The following is a 22373-nucleotide window of genomic DNA, read 5'->3' as shown; positions in this document are numbered from 1 at the left end:
AGGAAAAGGAAGCATGTAGCAAAGATGGGAGTGATATCATGAAAACAGTAAAAGAGGTCGCAGCGCTGACAGGCATCAGTGTCAGGACCCTGCAATATTATGATGAGATCGGCGTATTCAAACCAACGGCACTCACAGAAGCAGGCTATCGCCTATACGATGAGGAAGCATTGAAAACCCTGCAGCAGATTCTGCTCTTTCGGGAGCTGGATTTTCCGCTGAAGGAAATCAAAAGCATTATGACACAGAAGGAATACAATCAGGCAGAAGCATTTCAGAAGCAGAAGGCTCTGCTGATCAAGCGGCGGGATCGGCTGAATCGCCTGTTGACGCTGCTTGATAAATTAGAGAAGGGAGAATCCTGTATGGAATTTGAAGATTTTAAGCTGCAAAGCTACCTGCAGCTGCTGGAGCAATTCAAAGCTGAGCATACCGAGGAAATTATGCAGCAGTGGGGCAGCATTGCCGCCTTTGATGAAATCATCGCCCGTTTGCGCGAGCATGATGCGGATATTGCAAAAACCGCTGTCGAATATTATGGAAGCATTGCAGCGTTTACCGACGCCATGAAGTACAATCTGGAGCATTTTTCAGAGAATATGGAAAAGCTGGAGCATATCAAGCAGCAGGATTATGTAAAGCGCAATCAACAGCTCATGGAGGAGCTGCTGCAGGATGTTGGGCGGGATCCCGCATCCACACAGGTACAGCAGATTATTTATGAAATGCAGCATCTGATACCAAAGGAAGAAGCCTGTGACAGCAGTCCGGGCATGCAGCATCAAAAGCTGCTGATTGACAGCTACCTGCATAATGAAGCATTGATACAGCAGATGGATCAGCGCTATGGCAAGGGGGCATCCAGCTTCATGGGAAAAGCATTGCGCATTTATTTTGATAAGGAAGCTGCGGCAAAGGATAAAGACAAAGAAACAGCGAACGAGAATAGCAAATGAATGCAGGAAAAAACACAGGGAATCAAAAAGCCCTGTGTTTTTTATGAATCACGTATTCCCCAACCGTATGCAGGAAATAATTGTAGCCAATTTTATTTCCGATGCAGCTTTCCTGCCCACTTGCAGACTAACCGCAAGCTACAAACGACGGTAACAACATCAGGAACATCACAGCTACTGGAAGAACAAAAAAATGTGTGGGAAATATTCAAATGGTGTACATATGCTGAATAAAAGGAAGAAAGCTTGTTACGGAAGTGGGAGGGTATACGAAGCATTACCCGGCAGTATTGTATACATTGTATTGCAATGGCAGAACCGGCATTGAAGCAAAGCTCTTGCAGTATAAGAAAAAGAATAAATTAGCGCTATCGCTTGTTTTTATGATATGATATAGGTGAGAAAAGAACTATTTCAAGGAGGCGCAATTATGAAAAAAAACAGCATCTATCACCTGTTGCTAATGGCGATCACTGTATTTGCTCCAAATGAAAAATATACTTATATATTCAACTTAAAATAAACTTAAACGTGAAAATTCATAAACAAGCGCCGCAAAGAAAAACGCCAGAAGCTGAAAAGGAAGAACAAGAGAAACTAATAAAAGAAAAATTTACGGAGGAGGAGGTAGCAGAGCTGTTAAAGGAAGGATTTACCATCGAACAAATAGCATATGTGGCAAAAGATAAAATCAAAGGTGATAAACAATGCAGAATCATCGGTATAATTTTTGATATCCTTACATGGGTGATTCCAGATTTTAAATAAGCGAAGGCAAGATAACCGCATATGACATGCCGGTGTATCGCTTCAATGATGGTGATGCAAGAGTGTTCGTCAAAAAAAGCGTGTACAGTATTCCATTAAGTATCCCTGCGAGCATTTAGATATCTGTTATTTTAGGAAGCTATGTAAGCTTCCTTTTTGCGTGCAAGAAGAAACGTAGAGCGATACTGTTATTCGCTCTACGTTTATCTTTACGATACTTCTTATATAAGGATAGGCTTCAAAAGGTATATGGCATCCTATAGGAGGCCGGTAAACGGTCAGGATATCACACACGGAAAAGCACTCCGGTATAAGGAATCATACTTCAGTTGGTTGAAAGATAGCGACCTTGTAAGCTTACACATAATTCTTTACTTTCAAATACATGCAGCGTTTTCTATCTCTGTTGAAGCTGCCCGATTTGAGATTGAAAAGAAGCCTTGTATATGCTTTATGACGCATAGGCTATTATTTATTTTCGTGCTCAGAATAGATCTAGACTATCATATTATGCATTCTGTACATGCAGCATGCATTTCCTCTCTATGCTTTTTTGTATACCGTACCTGCTGTATTTTTATGCTTATCCTTACCTCTGCTTATCATCCGCAAGTCCGCAGCGTTTTTCATACATCTGTACAGAACCAAAATACAGTATCAGATCGAACAGGAAGACAACCGCCAGTGTTAAAAGATTGATCGGCAGCAGTGTGTTTGTGCGCATAACCCGTTCAATGGCATGAATGATGAACACACTGGATATTGCAGTCAGCAGCAGGGGCATGATATAGGTGAAGCCCAGTTCCCTGTGAATGGCTTTTTTCATATCTTTATTCGATATGCCGATATTTTTCAGAATCTGACAACGACCATAATCATCATCCGCATCATTGCAGGTTTTCATGAAGATCACGCCACCGCAGGATACAATGAAAACTAGAAACATGAAGACGCAGGCAGCGTACATAACACGGATAAATGCCAGATCATCATTTTCGGGATCAACACCCATAGCTGAAATCTGTCCATCGCTCAGCGGTGCCAATGTCTTGCGAAGCTCTTTGATATTGACAGCGGTATCCAGCTGTACCATTTGCATATGCATATATTGCGTTTTTTCATCGATAACAGCCATATAGTCCTCATCATTCAGAATGATAAAATTCATATTGTTTTGCATGATTCCAAAATAATACTCCTCACTCTTTTCCTGAATACGAATAGAGCGTTGAGGAAAGGGAACGATATCCTCATCCTCGTTCGCCATGGAAATCAGATATTTCTTTGATAGACGAAGACCGTTTCCCGGTTTCGGCTCCTTGGCAAGCACCTGTTTATGAATGCTTTTACAATATGTCTCATAGTCTGTATAGGAAAGTACCATATCTGTATAGACCAGATGGTTTTCATCCTCATAGGTATAAGGAAAGCCCTGCAGCTCTGCCTGATACTCCATGGTTCCATAAGCCGCCGCTGCTTTGTTAAGGTCTTCTGTCGGAATGGGCTGTGCACTGAGCAGAATGTAGGAGAATTGTCCTTCCCCTGCCACCATGGCATCATAACGCTGCTTAAAAGCCAGCCCTGCACTCAGCGCACTGACGGAGCACAGCATCATAATGGTTACAATGGCATAGGTACGATAATTTTTCTTTACGCGAAATACCAGATTGCTGATCCATAAAGTCCGCTGCTTTCGATATAGAAAGTCTTTTTTCATTGATAGCTGCTGTAGAAGATAGGGAAACAGCGAGCGATACAGGCCATACACACCGACAATGACCAGAACAACAGCAAGCAGCATATAGCTGAAGCTGTCCATTTCCCCAATCTGCATAGCACAAAGATAACCGCCAATCAGCAGAATGGAAGAAAGCAGAGAGGAAAGCAATGCACGAAGCCCTGTAGCTCTTACCACCTCGCGCTGACGGGTTGCCTCCAGCATATCCCTGATGCTCGTCTTTACGATGGAAAGATATCCTTTTATAGCAAGAAGCAGATATAGAATGAGAAAGGCTGCGGCACATTGCAGAGCGGATCCGAAGGAAAAGCGCATAGAGATATCCGCTTCCATACCACTCAGCTGAAAAAACAGCATGGCAAACAGCTTAAAGAACACAGCACCTGCACAAATACCAAGCAAGAGAGCACTCAGCGCTGCCAACAGCATTTCCAGCGTATACATACGGGAGATTTCTCTTTGATCCAGCCCCATGAAAATAAAGGTTCCCATTTCCTTCTTCCGTAAATTCAAAAACACGTTGGTCGCATACCAGATAAAGCAAAAGACGAAGAACAGCAGTACGACAATCATAGAAATCAGAATCATATCACTGAATTCCTGATTCTTTTTCCCCATGATTTCCAGCAGTCCGGAGTCCATCAAGGCAAGAAAATCATACAGGATAAAGGCGCAGAAGGAAAGAGACAGAATATAGGACAGATAAAACCGGATATTGCGTTTGAAATTCGCAATACTCAGACGCAGTATCTGCATATCAGTCACCTCCCATGGAAGCGAGCAGCTGCAGGATGCGCTCATAGAATATGGAACGCTTTGCGTCCGCATGTAGCGTTGTAAATATCTCTCCGTCCTTCAGCATATACACCTTTCGGGCATAGCTGGCACTGAAGGCATCGTGTGTGACCATCAGAATCGTCGCATTGCGCTCCTCATTGATTGTCTTCAGGCTGCATAATAGCTCACGGCTGCTTTTGGAATCCAGTGCACCTGTCGGTTCATCCGCAAACACAATGCGGGGATTGCGAATCAGTGCACGTGCAGCGGCTCCACGCTGCTTTTGGCCTCCGCTTAGCTGATGCGGATACTTTTTCAGATGCTCCTCCAGATGAAACAGCCTTGCCATTTCCTGCACACGCTGCTGTATGTTCTTTGCCTTCTCGTTGGACAAAGAAAGCGGCAGGGCGATATTGTCCATCAGCGTCATATTATCCAGCAGATTGTAATCCTGAAAGATAAAGCCGATGTGTTCCTTGCGAAGCTTTGCCAGCTTATCATTGCGAATGGCTGTCAGCTCCTGCCCATCCAGTATGATGCTGCCCTGTGTCGGTTTGTCAATCGTACTCAACAGATTCAAAAGCGTACTCTTCCCTGCCCCGCTGGGACCCATGACCGCGATGAAATCCCCTTCCTCAATATCCAGTGACAGATTATTCAGTACCGTCGTTCTTACCTCTTTTTTTCCGTAAATTTTCGACAGATTTCTTATTTTCATGATTTCGTTCATCTTCAGATTCCTCCTTACAGGTTAAGCATACCATGTCTGTGCCTGTAAAATCCTTACCGCAGGATGACAGTTTTTACACGTAACCTTACAAATCTGTCAGATGAAAGAAATCGCCGTCATGGGAAAAGGTAATCTGTATATCCGTATAGTCCTGTTCACGAGAGGTGATGGCCACCGTATGCCCCAGAAGGTCTGCAATCTTGCGCACAAAATACAGCCCCATTCCCGTCGAGCGATAGGCCCCATTGCGTTGATTTCTTCCCGTATACCCCCGTTCAAACACCGCTGCAAGCTCCTCCTGACGAATCCCGATGCCATTATCCCGAACATGGAGAACAGCAAATTCCCTCACATCACAGGAAAAGGTAAGCACCGGGTGCTCTTTGTGATATTTGACAGCATTGGATATCAGCTGATCCAGCATATAGACAAGCCATTGTTCATCACTGAGGACAAGGATATCCACGGAATCCTCGATTTGAATTTCAAAGCCCTCGTGAATCAGAAAATAGGAAGCATTTTTCACAGCGCTTTGAATGGCTTTTTTCAATTCAATTTTCGCAATGCCGCGATTCCCTGCCGGCATCCAGGCTTTGGCAGTGCACAGCATCATATGCAGCTGACGCTCCATTTTCTCCAGCTGCTCCTGTATATCTTTTCGCAAAGCGGCATCGGTATTTCGCTCATTCATCATTCGCAGGGCAGCCAGCGGCAGCTTTATTTCATGCGACCAGCGGGATATGTAGTCCTGCAGCTCCTGCTGTTGCATATAATGCTCCTTTTGTTTTCTAAGGTATTCCTGCTCATTATGTACCAGCACCGTTTCCAGTGCCCCCGTATCCTCCAGCTCCTCATTCAGTACATAGGAAGCTGTCTGCATTGCATTTTGCCAATCCCTTGTCTTCTTTATCCATCGATACATATCATAGACGGTACACACTCCAATCACCACGAACAGCATGAAATCCGCATAAAGCAGTTCGGACAGCTCCATTTTCACAGAGGAAAGCCAGAGAAAATACAGATGGTAAATAAGCAGCACCGCTGTCAGTATATAAATGCATAAACGCCTGTCCTTCAGCCAGCCCTTCATAACAGCAGATACCCCTGTTTCTTGCGTGTCTGTATCAAATCCTCATCACAGTACAGACGCAGCTTTGCCTTTAAGCGTGAAATGCCGGTAGTCAAGGAGCCATCCGATATAAATTCATCCGTACTCCAAATCTGCATCATCAGCTCCTCACGGCTTACGATACTGCCACGATTTTGAACGAGGATCTGCAATATCTTATGCTCTGTCCTGGTCAGCACAATCTCCTGTGATTCATACTGCAGCACGCCTTTGTCAAGATCGTAGCAAAGGGATTCAGCCAGTACAATCACGGTATGTCCGACATATTCGTAGCTCCTTCGCAAAAGCGCCTGCAGCTTGGCCATCAGCAGAGGTAAAGAGAAGGGCTTCTGCAGATAATCATCGCCCCCGCTCATCATCGCCATGATTTTATCCTGATCCTGATTCCTGCTGGATATGAACAAGATCGGAAGCGTTGAAAATCTGCGAATTGCTTCACACCAGTAAAAGCCGTCATAATATGGAAGATTGATATCCAGCAACAGAAGATCCGGTTTCCGCTGTGCTAGCGTTTCTGCGATTTGCTGGAAATCCTGCACGGTATCCACGGTATAGCCCCAGCGTGTACAGGCCATTTGTATTTCTCTAGCCAATACCTCATCATCCTCGGCAATCAGAATTTTCATACAATCCCTTCTTTCTCTTCTTAGCCTGTTCGCTAAATTTCCTTTTCTTTATTATACCTGAAGAATACGGTCAGGTATCTATCAGTTTTGTCATGTAGCTGGAAAACAGCAGTGCTGCCATACGGTGTAAGGTCGTGCTTTCAGAAGCTTCACATCCCTTCAGCAAGCATTTCTGCACGAGCAGTGGGAAAAAAGAAGAACAGAGCATACATAGTCTTACCTGCTTTTTAGGATGTGTATAAGCAGCTAAAAATGGAGGAGGTGAAATTTTATCCGACTGTAAATCATAATCGGAAATGTACAAAAAAGAAATGAGCAGGTAGGCGCGGCGCTTTCTCTCTTTAGGGTAGTTGTAAAAAAAAGATTTCATTTCTATTGAAGAATACAATAGATTTTGAAATCCTTTATTTTTGCCCAAAAGCGAGTAAGAACCACATTCACTTTGTATCATCCTCTTATTCATCCAAGTTTCTCGCTGCCCCCAAGCATGTGCCCCTGCTATCATAACCACTGTATAGGATTGTTCAGCTTTTTCATGTTACATTTTCCAGCATCCTCGAGGGACCTATGAATCCCCTGTTTTGTAGCGAAAAATATGTAAATAGTAAGAAACGGGTAAGAATGTAGCGCTATCCGATTTTTGTCACTCCGCATTATTTCATTTTCACCCGAATCACTGTATCCTTGTTGATCGCCTTTCCTGCTTTTATATTCTGCGAAGCAACCATACCGGTTCCATCCATTTCCACTGCGATATGTGTCAGCTTCCAAAATGCAGTGATATCCTTTTTTGTCCAGCCCTTCATATCCGGCATGGTCAAGCGACTGCCATCGCTTAACAGAAACACTCTCTGGTTGGAGATAACGGTTTCCTTTGGCTGTGGAAACTGTTCCATAACCTCACTGCCATCCCCAATGATGATCTGCTCCGTATGGCTGTTCTTCAGCTTATCCAATGCATAGGAAAGCGAATGATTTCTCAGTACCGGCATTTGCGTTTCTCTGAAGTCCTTATATGCTTTCTCTTCATTCCCGAACGCTTTATCGGCAGTGATATTGGCTGCGACCAATGCAGAGCGCATGACCTCTTTCGCAGGCTCCCTGTCATAGTTCAGATAATCACTTGCCTGAAATGCATAGTAGACCATCACCTTGGGATCCTTTGCAGGAGCTGCCATCATGACGGAATTCGTATACAGACTTACATCATAGCCCTTCTTCCCATATACCTGTCCGGTACCGGTCTTCGCTATGATATCCACATCCTTCATTCGATACATTCTTGCCGTTCCATCCTTATCATCCACAACCCGTTTCATCAGCTTCTGTATATAGGCACTTGTTTTTTCTGAAACTGGCTTCCCTACCACCTTGGGTTCGTATTGCTTCACGACGGTCCCGTTAAAACGCTCGATGCGATCCACCACATAGGGACGCATCATGGTGCCATCATTGAAAATAGCAGAAAACGCCTGTGCCATCTGTAAAGCATTGACATTGATTGCCTGCCCAAAGCCGGTGGAAAGCTTCTCCGACGCGTAGGTGAATTGCATTTCACCGGGCTTATTATTGAGATAAGGCGTATCCACTGATTTCAGAAAACCGAATTTTTCAAGATATTCCTTATAGGTAGATGGCTCCATATAGTTTGCCAGAAGCTCACAGATACCGATATTGCTCGATAACACAAAGCCCTTATCAAAGCTGATGGTTCCATGCTTGCTTTGCTGGGCGTCATAGATTGTCAAATCGTTTGCATTATTTGTACGATGAATGTTTCCCTTACTGTCCTCCACAAAATGATAGACATCACTGTCAAAGGTTTTGTTATAGGGATACTGTCCGCTGTCTACCGCCGCTGCGTAGGTGATGCCTTTCATGACAGACCCCGGCTCATATAAAAAATCAGAAGGAAGATCCACATAATCCTTGATATCATTCCGGCTGTTCAGATGAAAGGACGGTGAGGAAGCCCAGCCCAAAATTTTACCGGTTTTTACTTCCATGACGATTCCCCAGCCGCGAACACCGCCGCTTGTCTTCTTCACGCTTTTATCCAGCGAGCTCTGCAGGGTCTGCTGCACATTGCGATCCAGTGTCAATACGACATGATCGCCATCCTTCGCATAGTCCTTTGTATATTCCGTACCCGGCAGTGGATTGCCATCCGCATCCTTCTGGTATTCCTTACTGCCATTGGTACCACTCAGCTCCTGATCCAGCGCTGCTTCCAGACCGATTTGTCCACTGATTTTCTTCTTTGCTTCATCATATTGTGCAAAGCCAAGCAGGTGGGAGGCAAAGACACTGTTGGGATAGGTTCTTTTCACACTGCTCTGAAATTCTATGCCTGGAAGCTTTAAGGCCGCTATACTTTCCTTAACACTATTGGAAAGATATTTCCCCTTTTCTCCAAATTCCGTCTGATACATATTCAAATCTCTGGCATCCTCCAGCTTTTTACGAAGAAAGGCCTCCTCCAGACCGAGCTTGGGCGCAAGCAGCCTTGCTGTTTTATCAATATCCTGTACATAAGCGGGCCGATTTCCGATATCCTTTCTGGTCTTGCTGAGAATTGCGATAACGGTATACGTATCCTCATCCTTCGCCAGAACTTCTCCGCTGCGATCCAGAATGCTTCCCCTTCTGGCCTTTAAAACCACTCTCTGTACAATATCGCCATCCTTATATTCTTTTACATTCATGCCTGTACGAAAATGTCTGGCAGAGGTCATGGTATACAAAACATTGGAAAGAATCAGCAGCGTAATGCATCCCATAGCCATCATCATCATCGCCAGTGTCCGGTTGCTTCTCTTCATCTACACTCCCCCTTTGAAAGGAAATGGCCCCTTAACAGGTGCCACTTCCACTATTCCATCTTAACTTTAATAACGGTATCCTTATTGATGGATTTTCCCGTTTTGATATTCTGTGAGGTTACCCTGCCGGTACCGCTCATTTCAACCTCGATATGCGTCAGCTCCCAGAATGCGGTGATATCCTTCTTTGTCCACCCCTTCATATCCGGCATGGTAATTTTGGAGCCATCTGTCAGAACAAAGACATTCTGATTGGATATAATGGTTTCTCCCACCTCCGGATACTGCTTGATAACACTGGAGCCGTTTCCGATGATGATCTGGTTGGTGGAGGTACCCTCCAGCTTTTCCTTTGCATAAGCAAGAGAATGATTCAACAGGGAAGGCATGTTTGACTGCTTGAAATCCTTATATGTTTTCTTTCCATTATTCGATTCCCCATCACTGGTGATGTTTGCCGCTACCAGAGCAGAACGCATGACTTCCTTCATCGGCTCTCTGTCATAGCTGAGAATATCGCTTGCCTGAAACGCATAATACACCATAACCTTGGGATCATCCGCTGGTGCCGCCATCATGACGGAGTTGGTATACAGGCTGCCGTCATAGCCGTTTTTCCCCGCAACCTCGCCGGTTCCTGTCTTGGCAATGATTTCCACATCATTCATTTTATAGGGAGATGCCGTACCATCCTTATCATATACAACCCGTTTCATCAGCTTTTGCATATACTTGCTTGTTTTCTCTGAAATCGGCTGACCTGTTATCGTTGTGTCATACTGCTTTATAATTTTTCCATTTGCATTCTCAATGCAATCGACAACAAACGGCTCCACCATTTTCCCATCGTTGAAGATTGCGGAATATGCCTGTACCATTTGCAGGGCGTTTACATTGATTGCCTGTCCAAAGCCGGTGGAGAGCTTCTCCGATGCATAATTAAAGGACATCGTACCGCCTTCATTGTTCAGAAATGGTGAATTTACCGGTTTCAAGAAACCAAATTTTTCAACATAATTTTTATATACTGATGGCTCCATATACTTGGTCAACAGCTCACAGATTCCAATGTTGCTGGATAACACAAACCCTTTATCGAAAGTGATGGTACCATGATTTTCACCTAGCGCATCATTTATTTTCAATGCTCCACTATTTGTTCTATAAATTTTTCCATCCGCCGATTCTGTGAAATAAAACACACCGGAATCAAAGGTTTTATTATACGGATACTTCCCACTGTCAATGGCCGCAGAATATGTAATCCCCTTCATAACGGAGCCAGGCTCATACAAATATCCTGCCGGAAGGTCTATATAATTCTTCATATCCCGCTTATTCAAATCAAAGGAAGGAGAGGATGCCCAGCCGAGAATTTTCCCTGTTTCTACCTCCATAACAATGCCCCAGCCACGTACACCGCCTGCTGTTTTTTTCACACTCTTATCCAGTGAATTCTGCAAAGTTTGCTGGACATTGCGATCCAGTGTTAAAACGACATTGTTTCCATCCGTTGCATAGGTCTTCGTATACTTTGTACCCGGCAACAGATTTCCGTCAGCATCCTGCTGGTACACCTCCAGACCATCCTTACCGCTTAAATAGTTGTTTAACGCAGACTCCAGCCCCATTTTACCAACGATTGTATTTTTTTCTTCATCAAGCTGCGCATAGCCGATCAGATGGGAAGCAAATACACCGGAAGGATAATACCGTTTTACCGATTCCTCAAAAGAGATACCCGGCAGCTCCAGTGCCTCGATGCTTTCCTTTACCTCCTTGGTAAGATTTTTTCCCTTATCCCCAAGCTCTGTCTGATACTGATTGTTCTTTTGTGCCTTTGTCAGCGTATCGACAATATCCTTTTCATCCATGCCCAGCTTTGGGGCAAGCAATCGGGCTGTCTTGGTGATATCCTGCACATAGGCAGGCTTGTTGCCGATTCCCTTACGATTCTTGTTCAGGTATGCGATCAGCTTGTAGGTATCCTCATCCTGCGCAATAACTTCGCCGTTTCGATCATAAATCGTACCGCGCTTTGCCTTCAGGACATTGCTGTTGGAAATATCGGGATCCTTGTATTCCTTTACATTGGTTCCGGTACGCAAATGCTTCTGTGTCACCATAGTAAAAAGGACATTGGATAAAATTACTACCCCAATGATCCCTATCATCAACAGCATATATACTAATGTTCGATTACTTCTTTTTGGGTTCATATCATCACGCCTTTGTTATTTCTTTTCGTCTTTATCTACCACAACAACGTTGTCCTGATTCGTTTTGATCCCCTCTTTTTCAGCCATTCCAAGTACGCGATCTCGATCCTCCAGCTTTGTAATATCCGCTTCCAGATTTGCCACGTCCTCTTTTAATGTGTTTGCCTTCTGCTCGCTTTCCTGAGCCTTCAGCTGAAGTGTTATATTATAGGATTTCAGTGCAAACTTGGCACCGAAGTATCCGAAGATTGACAGCGTTAAAAGCAGTGTCGCAAGTCCTTCGATACGCAGTCTTCTTTTTCTTTTTACTATTTTCGCCTTCGCCATGTTCATCACCTGATCCTTTCTATACATCTTAGCTTTGCGGAATGAGAGCGCATGTTTTCCCTCAGCTCCTCTTCCGTAGCAGTTATCGGCTTTTTATTTAGCAGCCGGTACGGTGCAGCTTCCATATCCTGCGGCAGGATCGGAATCCGCTTATCATATTGCTTTGGTTTGCTGCAGGAGGCAAAGGTATCCTTTACGATACGATCCTCCAGCGACTGAAAGCTGATGACACATAGCCTTCCTCCTACATGAAGAAGCTGTAATGCATCACGCAGCACCAGCTGCAGCTCCCCCAGCTCATCGTTTACGGCAATACGAATTGCCTGAAACACCTTTTTGGCCGGATGTCCCTTCTTATTCAGCACCTTTGCAGGCAATGCGGATTTGATAACATCCACCAGTGCAAAGGTTGTCTCAATCGGTTTTACTTCTCTTGCTTTTTCAATTTTTCTGGCAATCTGCTTCGCAAAGCTCTCCTCACCAAACTGAAAAAAGATGCGTACAAGCTCCTGGTATTCCCACTCGTTCACCACCTGATAGGCACTGAGCCTTTGACTCTGGTCCATACGCATATCCAGTGGTGCATCAAAGCGGTAGCTGAAACCGCGCTGTGCTTCATCAAACTGCGGTGAAGATACGCCCAGATCCAGAACCATACCATCGATGCCTGTAACGCCGCGTGCTGTTAATTCACTCTTCAGATTTGAAAAATTGCTATGTATCAGGGTCACATTATCGCCAATTTGCGCAAGCCGTGCTCTGGATTCCTCGATAGCAGAGGCATCACGGTCAAAGGCATATAAATGTCCCTGCGGTATCCGTGCGAGAATTTCCGCGCTGTGACCGCCTCGTCCCAGCGTACCGTCCACGTAGATTCCATCGCTATGGATTGCCAGATTGTCAATGCTCTCCTGCAGTAATACGCTGTAGTGTTTCATCATATCATAAACTCCGTCAAGCTCTCGGCTATGTCCTCAAAGGCGTCGTTTGCTTCCTCATCCACCGGCTCCCAGCGTTCTCTGGACCAGATTTCCACATGATTGGCAGCACCGATTACCATGCATTCCTTCACAAGCTCTGCCAGCTTCACAAGGGGAGAGGGAATCAGTACACGACCCTGGGCGTCAATTTCACATTCAGCGGCTTTGCTTGTCATCATTCGGACAAACATACGGGCATCCTTCTTCGTCGAAGGCAGCTTCATCAGCTGCTCATAGATGGTCTCCCACTGCTCTTTTGTGTAAACAGCCAGACAGCCGTCCAGCCCGCGTGTGATGATGACATGATCTCCCAGCTCCTCACGAAACTTTGCAGGAATGATGATACGCCCTTTTTTATCAATATTATGTGCGTATTCACCCATGAACATGTCATTCACCTCCACTATCTACCACTTTCTGCTACTTTATACCACCATTATACCCTCTGACTATGGTTTTGTACATAAAGAATTAAAAAAATTAAGGATTTTATCCTGCCGGTTTCGACGGATTTTCCTTAATTTTCCAGTTATGTGACGTATATAGAAAAAATGAACCATAATCCCGCATGTTCTATTTGTTTTCTGCAGCAATGCTGAATTTATCTGAAAGCTCCCTGCGGGCACGCTTTGTCATTTCTTCGATAAATTGTGTCTTTGCGTGTGTATAAGCATCTCGGTCTTTGCGATAGGTCTGTGCCAGTTCTTTTTTCAAGGCCGCATATTCCCGGCAAGCCTCATCATGTGCACGCAGATAATCACAGAAGTAAAGCTCTCCCCATGCTGCAGGGTAGCGCACATGCAAATGATATACCTTTTGCGCAAATCCAAGTGCCGTGTAGCCCTTGTTGAAGCATAGGATATCCCCCTGCTCCTCTTGTTTTCTCGACATCAAAATCCAGCCGTCCTGCGTAAGCCTTTTGATCAGCTCCTGCGGGTGGCGGGTATCCGTTTCCAGCAGAATATCCACACAGGGCTTTGCTTCCAGTCCTTTCACCGCCGTACTCCCGATATGGGAAATTCGTACAATGGAGGCTTTCAGCAGCTCCTGAAGGTGAAGGCGCTGTGCATCATACCATGCCGCATATTGCTCATTATGCGGCCGTATGACAATAGGAAACAGTTCCCAGAGCTGTTCCAGAGAAAGCTTTTGCAATTCCTCAGCATCCAGATTTTCCTTTCTATTGAAATCAGACGCTTGTAACTGGTACAGCAAAGAGGTCTTTGCCATGGCGGGATGCTTCTGCGCTTGCCCAACGCTTGAAAAGCCCAGCTGAACAAGATTTTCCTGCAGCTGCCGGTCTTTGCCATCCACCTCCATAACTACCTGCGCGATATCCCAGCGATACAGCACATAAAACAGCAGCATAAGCAGATACTGTCGCTGCAGCTGTGCGAAATTCTTTCCGGTATTCGCAAGCTTCATCGTGATGGAAACGGTATGCGCTGTAAGCAGCGTTACCTGCATATATCCGGCATAAATTGTATCCAGCAGCAAATACAGCTGCAGCATGTTGTGCATCTGTTGCTCCTGCAGCTGCGGGGCATGCGCACTGTCCCATACGGGAATGCTTCCTTCCGCTTTACTACAGATCGTAAGATTTTTATAAACCAGCTTCATACATATCTCCATTCTCCCCTGTCACTGCCTGCAGACTGGTAGCCAGCCTCTGCAGCGTATCCGCGCATCCGTTTCTCTCGCAAGAAGATCAAGCGGTATGATTTTTCGCGTTTCCCTTTCCATAGCTCTGCCATGTCGTTTTCCTGCTGTTCTATTCCAGCTTTGAGCTGCAGCATTTTTCCAGCTGATGCTGAATATAAGGGGCATCCTCATCATCCAATAGGGCGATCAGCTTATCTCCTGTGTGCAGCATGGTGCTTCCCTTGGGAAGCAGCTCCTTTCCCTGTCGTTCAATACTGATCAACAGGCATTTATTCGGCCACTTCACATCACGGATCGCCTGATCACAAACCGGACTTCCCAGCTCCACAACAGCCTCCACCAAATGCCGCTCCCCATGAAAGGCAGAAAGATTCACACCGTTTTTCACAAGAAGATTGTGCAGCAGGCTTTCATAGATCGGCTCACAGTTGAGCAAGCTCGCACACAAATAGCTGATCAGCGATACAACGGCCAGCGGCAAGAGATTGGTTAATGTGCCGCTCATCTCTGCAATCAGAATAATTCCGGTAATCGGTGCCCGCACGATTGCGGCAAATGCTCCTGCCATCGCCATGATGATAATATTATTCATATAGCCGGCAGAGAAGCCAAACACCTGAACAGCGATATTTCCGAAAATCGCTCCGGTAAAGCTGCCCAAAACGAGCAATGGAAAGAAAATCCCCCCCGGTGCTCCGGAACCGAAGCTGACAAGGGAAAATGCAAACTTCACTGCCAGAAGAAGAAATAACGTGCGAAGCAGCATGATAGGGTCCTCACTCAGCATTTCAATCATCGCATGACCACTGCCCAAAACATCATGCAGACAAAGCGCCAGAACACCGGACAAAAGCATAGCAGCTATCACTCCATACTGCTGTAAGCCGCTTTTTGCAAACAATGCCTGCACTTTCATCGTGGATTTATTGTACAGCACCCCAAACAGACCACAGACGATTCCCAACAGAATCAGCATCCAATAATAGCCGAGGGGAAAGGTATGCACGACTTCAAAATGAAACGCCGGTGCCAGCCCGAACACATTCCGGGAAAGGAAATCTCCGGTCACACTCGCACACATTACGGAAATCAATACCGACACACTAAAATTTTTATGGATTTCCTCCAGTGCAAACATGACGCCGGCAAGCGGTGCATTAAATGCCGCAGACAAACCTGCCGCAGCACCGCAGGTCAAAAGCAGACGCTCTTCCATCTTTACGCGGTGAAACAGCTTTGCAATCGCTTTTCCAGCCATTGCCCCCAGCTGAATGCTCGGTCCTTCCCGCCCCAAAGACAAGCCGCCGAAGGCACACAGCGTTCCGCCAATCACCTTTGCCGGCAGCACCCGTGTCCACTGCTGATCGATAAAGGACATGATTTCTCCTTCCACCTGTGGAATCCCACTACCGGAAATCAACGGCTCCGCCTTCAAAAGCTGTGCCACCAGAAAGCCCAGCACGAGCAGAAAAGCAAACCAGAGTACAATATGTGTCCAGTCGGTACGGATAAAGGCAACCGCCGCCGCAACAAAATCCTCCGCGTAGCCCAGAACAATACGATACAGCACAGCAATCAGCCCGGCACAAAGACCGGCCGCAAGCCCTTCTGCAATCAATACATATTTAAAATTTCCTGCACTATGCAGAATATGAAGCGTACTTCCATGTTTTCTCTCTTTCACAACTCTCATCCTTCTTTCCCTAAAATTATAGCATTCGTATTTCTCTTTTACAAATGACTTCCTGCTTACACACACAATTCTTATACCGCGTGGAGCCGCTGCGTTTGTTTCCCTGTACATCCCACAGCTTTTCAAGCAGCTTGTACAAAGATGTGGCAGGTAGTGTTGAAAGCGAAGAAAAACAGGCATCGTGCCTGTTCATCCTGCAAGGGATATCCCTAAACGCTGTATCATCCAACTTTTCACCCATCAAACTGCGATCGCTTAAAAGGAAAATAACGACATTTGATTTTCGTCCTGCATTCCCTCCAGAACCCCCATGCTTTCCATCTTCTTCACCAGTGTTCCGCTCAATGCCGTACGCCGCTGCAAATCCTCCTTGGACAGGAAGGCTCCCTGTTTTCGTGCCTCCACAACCGTATCCGCAACATTCTCCCCAAGTCCGTCAATGCTGGTAAACGGCGGTATGATATAGTTCGCATTATCCGGATCGACGATAAATTCACGGGATGCCGAGCGCATGATATCAATATTGGTAAAGTAATAACCCCGCAGATTCATTTCCAGAGCAAGCTCCAGCGTATTGAAGGTATCCTTATCCTTTTTGGAAACATCCTTTTTCGTTTCATTATTTTTCAGCATATCGCTGATTTCCTGCATTCTGCGACGGATTGCCTGTTCTCCCTTGATCATCGTTTCAATATCATAGGCATCACAGCGAATCGAGAAGAACATGCAGTAATATACCTGTGGGCGATGCACCTTGAACCATGCGATACGAATCGCCATCATAACGTAAGCCGTTGCATGTGCCTTCGGGAACATATACTTGATTTTCAGACAGGAATCGATATACCAGTCCTCCACACCGTTGGCCTTCATTTCCGGAATCCATTCATCCTTTAAGCCCTTTCCCTTACGCACACTCTCCATGATGGTAAAGGCAAGCTTCGGCCGCAGCCCCTTGTGCAGCAGATACACCATGATGTCATCACGACATCCGATCACACTCTTCAAGGTACATGTGCCGTTATCGATCAAATCCTTTGCATTTCCCAGCCAGACATCGGTTCCATGGCTCAGACCGGAAATTTTCAGAAGCTCATCAAAGGTGGTCGGACGTGTCAGCTCCAGTATACCACGCACAAACGGCGTTCCAAATTCCGGTAATCCGGCGGCACCGGTTTCATCGCAGGACTTGCTGGTATCGATTTTCAATGCATCAACCTTGGAGAATACGCTCATCGTTTCCGGGTCATTCATCGGTATCGTAGTCGGATCGATGCCGCTCATACGCTCCAGCATTTTCATTGCGGTCGGATCAACATGACCCAGGATATCAAATTTCAAGACATTATCATGAATATCGTGGAATTCAAAGTGGGTTGTCTTCCACTCCGCATACGGGTTGTTGGCCGGGTACTGTACCGGTGTAAAATCATGAACATCCAGATCCAGCGGAATTACGATAATACCGCCCGGATGCTGTCCGGTTGTACGCTTCACACCCTCACAGCCCTTCGCCAGATGCAGGACCTGCGCATTTCGCATACTGCCCTCAATGCCCATTTCCTCCTCATAGCCCTTCACATATCCGAATGCTGTCTGCGTCGCAACGGTACCGATGGTTCCTGCACGATACACATGATCGTCCCCAAACACCTCTTTTGTATAGGCATGGGCATTGGGCTGATAATCACCGGAAAAGTTCAAATCAATATCGGGAACCTTGTCCCCTTCAAAGCCAAGGAAGGTTTCAAACGGAATATCGTGTCCATCCCCTCGTATGGTTTCTCCACAGTTTGGACAGATGATATCCGGCAGATCAAAGCCATCCGCAACACTTCCATCGGTATAAAACTTCACATAATGGCACTTGGGACATACATAATGCGGTGCGAGTGGATTTACCTCGGTAATCTCCGACATCGTCGCAACAAAGCTGGAGCCGACCGAGCCACGTGAACCTACCAGATATCCGTCATTCAGACTCTTTTTCACCAGCAGATGGGAAATGTAGTAAACAACGTAGAAGCCGTGTCCGATAATACTTGCTAGCTCCTTTTCCAAACGCTTTTCCACAATTTCAGGAAGCACTGGTCCGTATTTTTTATGGGCATTTTCATAACAGATATCCGTAAGCTTCTGGTCAGAGCCTTCAATATCCGGCGGATACAGGCGATCCTTGACAGGCTTCACTTCCCCGATCATATCCGCAATCTGTCTGGTATTTTTGATAACCATATCATAGGCACGCTGCTCTCCCAGCCACGCAAACTCCTTCAGCATCTCCGTCGTTGTGCGGAAGTGCTGATCCGGCGCTTTAAATTTACGCCGTTTTTCCTGATTGTATATATAGAGAGGATGGCGTACACCGCCAATCGCCTGAGAGGAGATATAAATGTCACGAATCATTTTTTCTCCGGGCTGCACATAGTGGCAGTCTCCGCTGGCAACCAGAAGCTTATCCAGCTTATCCGCTGCCTTTACGATGGAGGTCAGAATTTCCTTTAACCGGTCCATGCTGGAAATGGAATCACGTTCCACCAGATGGCGGTAATTTTCCAGCGGCTGCAGTTCGATGTAATCATAAAACTGCATAACCTCCTCCAGTGTCTGTTCGTTGCGGGTCTGTGCCATATCAAACACTTCTCCGTTTAAACAGCTGGAGCCGATCAGCAAATTGCCGTTGATACGCCGCTTTTCAATCTCACTTCGCAAAATTCTTGGCTCCGCTACGATATTGTTTGTACTTTTGCTGCTGTAGGCAAGATAGCGGGTATGCGAAAGCGTCACCAGCTCAAACAGCTCTTTCAGCCCGGCCATATTTTTCGCCAGTATCGTCACATGCTTGACACGCACCTTACGAAAGCTCTCCGCTGTCTGCATATCCTGAAGCTCCTGCAGGTTTTTGATATGCTTTAAATCATTCAGCATATTCATATAGGTCTGTGCCAGAACCTCCGCATCATAATCGGCACGGTGCGCAACATCCTCATCATATCGGATGCCATAGGAGCGGGCAATCTGTCCCAGTCGATAGCCCTTACGATCCGCCTGCATGCTGCGGGCAAGATCCAGTGTATCAATCACGGGATTCATAATTGGCGGACGTCCGATTCTTGCCAGTTCATCATTTAGAAAGTTATAGTCGAAGGTCGCATTATGTGCTACCAGAATACTGTCTCCGATAAATTCGAGAATTTCATCAATGCTGTCCGCAAACGATTTCGCATTCTTCATATGCTCTTCCGTAATACCGGTCAGCTCTGTGGTAAAGGCACTCAGCGCCACCGGAGGCTTGATAAACAGCTGCAGACTCTTTATGCAGGCACGATCCTTTACAATCTGTCCGCCAAATTCAATAATATGATCAAAACGGCTGGATAAGCCGGTTGTCTCAAGGTCAAATACACAATAGGTCCCCTTTTCCAGTTCAATGTCACGGATATTGCGGACAATCTGCAATGCAGGGTCAACCATATTCATTTCCAGACCGTAAATCATTTTAAACGGTGTTTCTCTGCCCTTATTGATGGCATCCACCTTGTGCTGTGCCTTTGGAAAGGCCTGTACGACAAGATGATCGGTAATCGCGATAGCATCCATCCCCCATGCATTTGCCTGATCGATGTATTCCTCAATATTGCAGACTCCGTCCATTTCCGAAAGCTTGGTATGCACATGCAGCTCCACACGTTTTTCCTGCGCCTCATCCAATCGCTTCACTTCCGCTACCTTTTCAATCACATCCGGCATAAAGACAAGCTCTCGTGTATAGGCATCATACTCCGCCTTACCATAAGCTACAACGCAGTCTCCGTTCTTTATTTCCGCCAGCACTTCCTTTGTGATGGCACCGCGTTCAAACCGCTTCATGATAATGGCATCGTCATCATCCCCGATCCACAGCATCTGAATATCACGTCCGTTCCGCAGCGTACGTGTTTCCGTTTCAAAGATTTTCCCATGGATACGGATACCATGGCATTCCTCTGTAATATCATGAATGGAAAACGGCACATACTGGTCCAGACCCTTTTTTCCCTTCGGCTTAAAATTATAGCTCTTCTTTTCCTCATACACCTTCACCGGCTTCGCTGCGGTCTCATTTTTCACCGTAACCGTCGGAATCGGTGCGGATTTTTTCATTTCCTCGACATGAATTTCCAGCTGAAAGCCGCATCGTCCCAGAAATTCCTGTAGCAAATGCTTATTCTGGATTGCCCGCTCACGCTCCTGTTCATCCAGAATTTGATAGACAAGATATTTCTGTTCATTGATGGTCGGCAGTGATTCATGAAATATTTTCAGCTGCATGTGCCGGGAGACAAAGCGTTCGATATAGCTGGAAACCTCCAGCAGCTCTGCTTCCGCCTTTTCAGCTGTGATATGCAAATCCACACTGCAGCGCGTCAGCTTTGTTAAACGCATACAGAAAACGTCCCATACCTGAAACGGCAGTGGCTTCGGCAGAGAGATTTCCATTTTGATAACATTGGACTTCTTCATATATACCGGCTTCATGGTAAAGGTACCCTGTTCAAAATACTCCAGATCCGGATTGTTCTGTTCCATTTTTTTCACTAAATCAATCAGTTTCAGTTCCATTGAATCCCTCTTTTCCGCTCCTTATATGATAGCATATTTCACTCCTTTGAAAAAGTAAAATTATTGCTCATTTTCCATATGCGGCTATTGCGATGCACACCCCCTCCATCAGGGTCACCTCATCGGTGAGATTTGCTCATGTCGCTTGTCCTGTGTATCAGCCTGCCCAACCTTCACACACTCCAATTCTTCTTCCCTGCACAAAGCGATTCCCCCAAGTCCTGTGAACACGATGGAGGCATGTATTTCATTTCACAAAAAAAAGATACATCCAGTCATTCCCGATGTATCCCGAAATAGAAAGGAAGAGACACAGTGCAATCCGCCGGTGTCTACGCTGCCTCCTCTTTATTTTCATTATCACCTGTTTGCAAAACCAGCTGCTTCACTGCGGCTGTTCTGCTTTTTTCAGGGCATTTTGTGCAGCCATCCGAATGGCTCTGCTGGATATGGTGGCAGAGGATACATCATCGACAGCAATGCTGTTTTGTTTCCGGATATCTTCAAGAATACGCTCAGCGGCTTTTCCCATGCCATTGTCATGCTGAAGCAGCTCAATGCGCTGTATGGCAGTATCCTGAATCTGCAGCCGCAGCCGTACCTGAACCAGTCCAACATGACATTCTCCCTCATAGCTGCCATCACGCAGACTGCCCATATCCACAGCTTCAAAAGCGAGAGCATCGCTTTGCTGCTTTGTCTGATAGAACTGATAAGCAATCACTCCTGCGCCAAGAAGTATCAGTACCGCCAGCACCTTGATCACCTTACGCTTCATGGATCAGCTGGGCAACTACACGATCAATCGTATCCCAGCGCAGGCGATCTACGACTACAGCTGCATTATCCTCATACAGCTGCTCCTGCTTATTCACCATACGTATTATAGTTCTTTCCAGAAAGCCAAGCTTATGAAAATCCAGTTTGCCGCCGATATGCACAGAAAAGGCAAGCTGTTGATAAAACGCCTCTCCCAGATTCTCTGTAATGATTTTTTCCGGTGCAGCATCGCTCATACCGCACAGCAGCATACAGACGCTTTTCCCTTGCCAACTCCTGCGTGTTTGCATGAATGCAGGCAATCAGCTGCTTTGCCAATCTGCCGGCATAGATGCTTCCCACACATACGATACGCTCATAGCCTTCCCATGACAGTGCAGAATCTGCCTCCCGTAAATCCGCGGAAAGCTTTTGCTGCACATACTGTGCAACCTCTTTTCCGGCACCGTGCTTGCTCTTATAGATAATCAGTGTTTTCATATATTCTCCATTCTCCTGCAGCATGCAGGCTGTCGCATAAACGCTGCTGTTTCCATGCATTCCTGTACCACACTTTCCTTT

Annotated in this window: 18 protein-coding genes; 2 read left to right on the top strand and 16 right to left on the bottom strand. The window is 45.9% G+C overall.

The window, feature by feature from the left end:
• Positions 1-38 precede the first annotated feature (38 nt).
• Both NE665_RS11610 and NE665_RS11605 read left to right on the top strand, forming a co-directional pair.
• Entirely contained in the window at positions 39-956 is a 918-nt protein-coding gene (locus NE665_RS11610; protein WP_117443859.1) for a MerR family transcriptional regulator, read from the top strand.
• 531 nt (positions 957-1487) lie between these two features.
• On the top strand, positions 1488-1724 hold the full coding sequence (locus NE665_RS11605) for a hypothetical protein (protein ID WP_233104685.1): 237 nt from the start codon (positions 1488-1490) through the stop codon (positions 1722-1724).
• Positions 1725-2313: 589 nt separating this feature from the next.
• Here NE665_RS11605 and NE665_RS11600 read toward each other — a convergent pair.
• From NE665_RS11600 to NE665_RS11525, 16 genes are all read right to left on the bottom strand, one after another.
• Entirely contained in the window at positions 2314-4218 is a 1905-nt protein-coding gene (locus tag NE665_RS11600; RefSeq protein WP_178760128.1) for an ABC transporter permease, read from the bottom strand.
• Between the two features lies 1 nt (position 4219).
• Positions 4220-4969, bottom strand: a complete 750-nt coding sequence (locus NE665_RS11595) for an ABC transporter ATP-binding protein (RefSeq protein ID WP_117443855.1) — start codon at positions 4967-4969, stop codon at positions 4220-4222.
• 85 nt (positions 4970-5054) lie between these two features.
• Positions 5055-6062, bottom strand: coding sequence for a sensor histidine kinase (locus tag NE665_RS11590; RefSeq protein ID WP_117443854.1), 1008 nt, complete (start codon positions 6060-6062; stop codon positions 5055-5057).
• Entirely contained in the window at positions 6059-6727 is a 669-nt protein-coding gene (locus NE665_RS11585) for a response regulator transcription factor (RefSeq protein ID WP_117443853.1), read from the bottom strand. Before NE665_RS11585 ends, NE665_RS11590 begins: the two co-directional genes overlap by 4 nt.
• A gap of 70 nt (positions 6728-6797) precedes the next feature.
• The gene (locus tag NE665_RS11580) at positions 6798-7178 is read right to left on the bottom strand and encodes a hypothetical protein (RefSeq protein WP_147324022.1); all 381 of its coding nucleotides are present in this window, start codon (positions 7176-7178) and stop codon (positions 6798-6800) included.
• A gap of 202 nt (positions 7179-7380) precedes the next feature.
• Positions 7381-9549 (bottom strand): penicillin-binding transpeptidase domain-containing protein, encoded by a 2169-nt coding sequence (locus NE665_RS11575; protein ID WP_117443852.1) that lies wholly within the window; start codon positions 9547-9549, stop codon positions 7381-7383.
• 50 nt (positions 9550-9599) lie between these two features.
• Positions 9600-11768 (bottom strand): penicillin-binding transpeptidase domain-containing protein, encoded by a 2169-nt coding sequence (locus tag NE665_RS11570; RefSeq protein WP_233104684.1) that lies wholly within the window; start codon positions 11766-11768, stop codon positions 9600-9602.
• A gap of 15 nt (positions 11769-11783) precedes the next feature.
• Positions 11784-12095: a hypothetical protein gene (locus tag NE665_RS11565; RefSeq protein ID WP_009588214.1), complete on the bottom strand. Its 312-nt coding sequence runs from the start codon at positions 12093-12095 to the stop codon at positions 11784-11786.
• A 5-nt stretch (positions 12096-12100) separates the two neighbouring features.
• Positions 12101-13036 (bottom strand): 16S rRNA (cytosine(1402)-N(4))-methyltransferase RsmH, encoded by a 936-nt coding sequence (rsmH, locus tag NE665_RS11560; RefSeq protein WP_117443850.1) that lies wholly within the window; start codon positions 13034-13036, stop codon positions 12101-12103.
• Positions 13033-13464 (bottom strand): division/cell wall cluster transcriptional repressor MraZ, encoded by a 432-nt coding sequence (mraZ, locus tag NE665_RS11555; RefSeq protein ID WP_008817682.1) that lies wholly within the window; start codon positions 13462-13464, stop codon positions 13033-13035. Before mraZ ends, rsmH begins: the two co-directional genes overlap by 4 nt.
• Positions 13465-13648: 184 nt before the next feature.
• Positions 13649-14695 carry a GrpB family protein gene (locus NE665_RS11550; protein ID WP_117443849.1) on the bottom strand — a complete coding sequence of 349 codons (1047 nt, stop codon included), beginning with the start codon at positions 14693-14695 and terminating at the stop codon, positions 13649-13651.
• Positions 14692-14829 (bottom strand): hypothetical protein, encoded by a 138-nt coding sequence (locus NE665_RS11545; protein WP_178760127.1) that lies wholly within the window; start codon positions 14827-14829, stop codon positions 14692-14694. Before NE665_RS11545 ends, NE665_RS11550 begins: the two co-directional genes overlap by 4 nt.
• A gap of 17 nt (positions 14830-14846) precedes the next feature.
• Positions 14847-16430 (bottom strand): ClC family H(+)/Cl(-) exchange transporter, encoded by a 1584-nt coding sequence (locus NE665_RS11540; RefSeq protein ID WP_117443872.1) that lies wholly within the window; start codon positions 16428-16430, stop codon positions 14847-14849.
• Between the two features lie 255 nt (positions 16431-16685).
• Entirely contained in the window at positions 16686-21032 is a 4347-nt protein-coding gene (locus NE665_RS11535) for a PolC-type DNA polymerase III (RefSeq protein ID WP_117443847.1), read from the bottom strand.
• Positions 21033-21417: 385 nt separating this feature from the next.
• A complete protein-coding gene (locus tag NE665_RS11530; protein WP_117443846.1) occupies positions 21418-21810 on the bottom strand; it encodes an FMN-binding protein in 393 nt (130 codons plus the stop codon).
• 131 nt (positions 21811-21941) lie between these two features.
• On the bottom strand, positions 21942-22352 hold the full coding sequence (locus tag NE665_RS11525; protein ID WP_233104683.1) for a flavodoxin domain-containing protein: 411 nt from the start codon (positions 22350-22352) through the stop codon (positions 21942-21944).
• Between the last annotated feature and the right edge of the window lie 21 nt (positions 22353-22373).

Origin of the sequence: Clostridium sp. DFI.1.208 (genome assembly GCF_024463855.1) — a bacterium.
Lineage (GTDB): Bacteria > Bacillota_I > Bacilli_A > Erysipelotrichales > Erysipelotrichaceae > Clostridium_AQ.
This window is presented reverse-complemented; position numbering and strand designations above follow the sequence as displayed.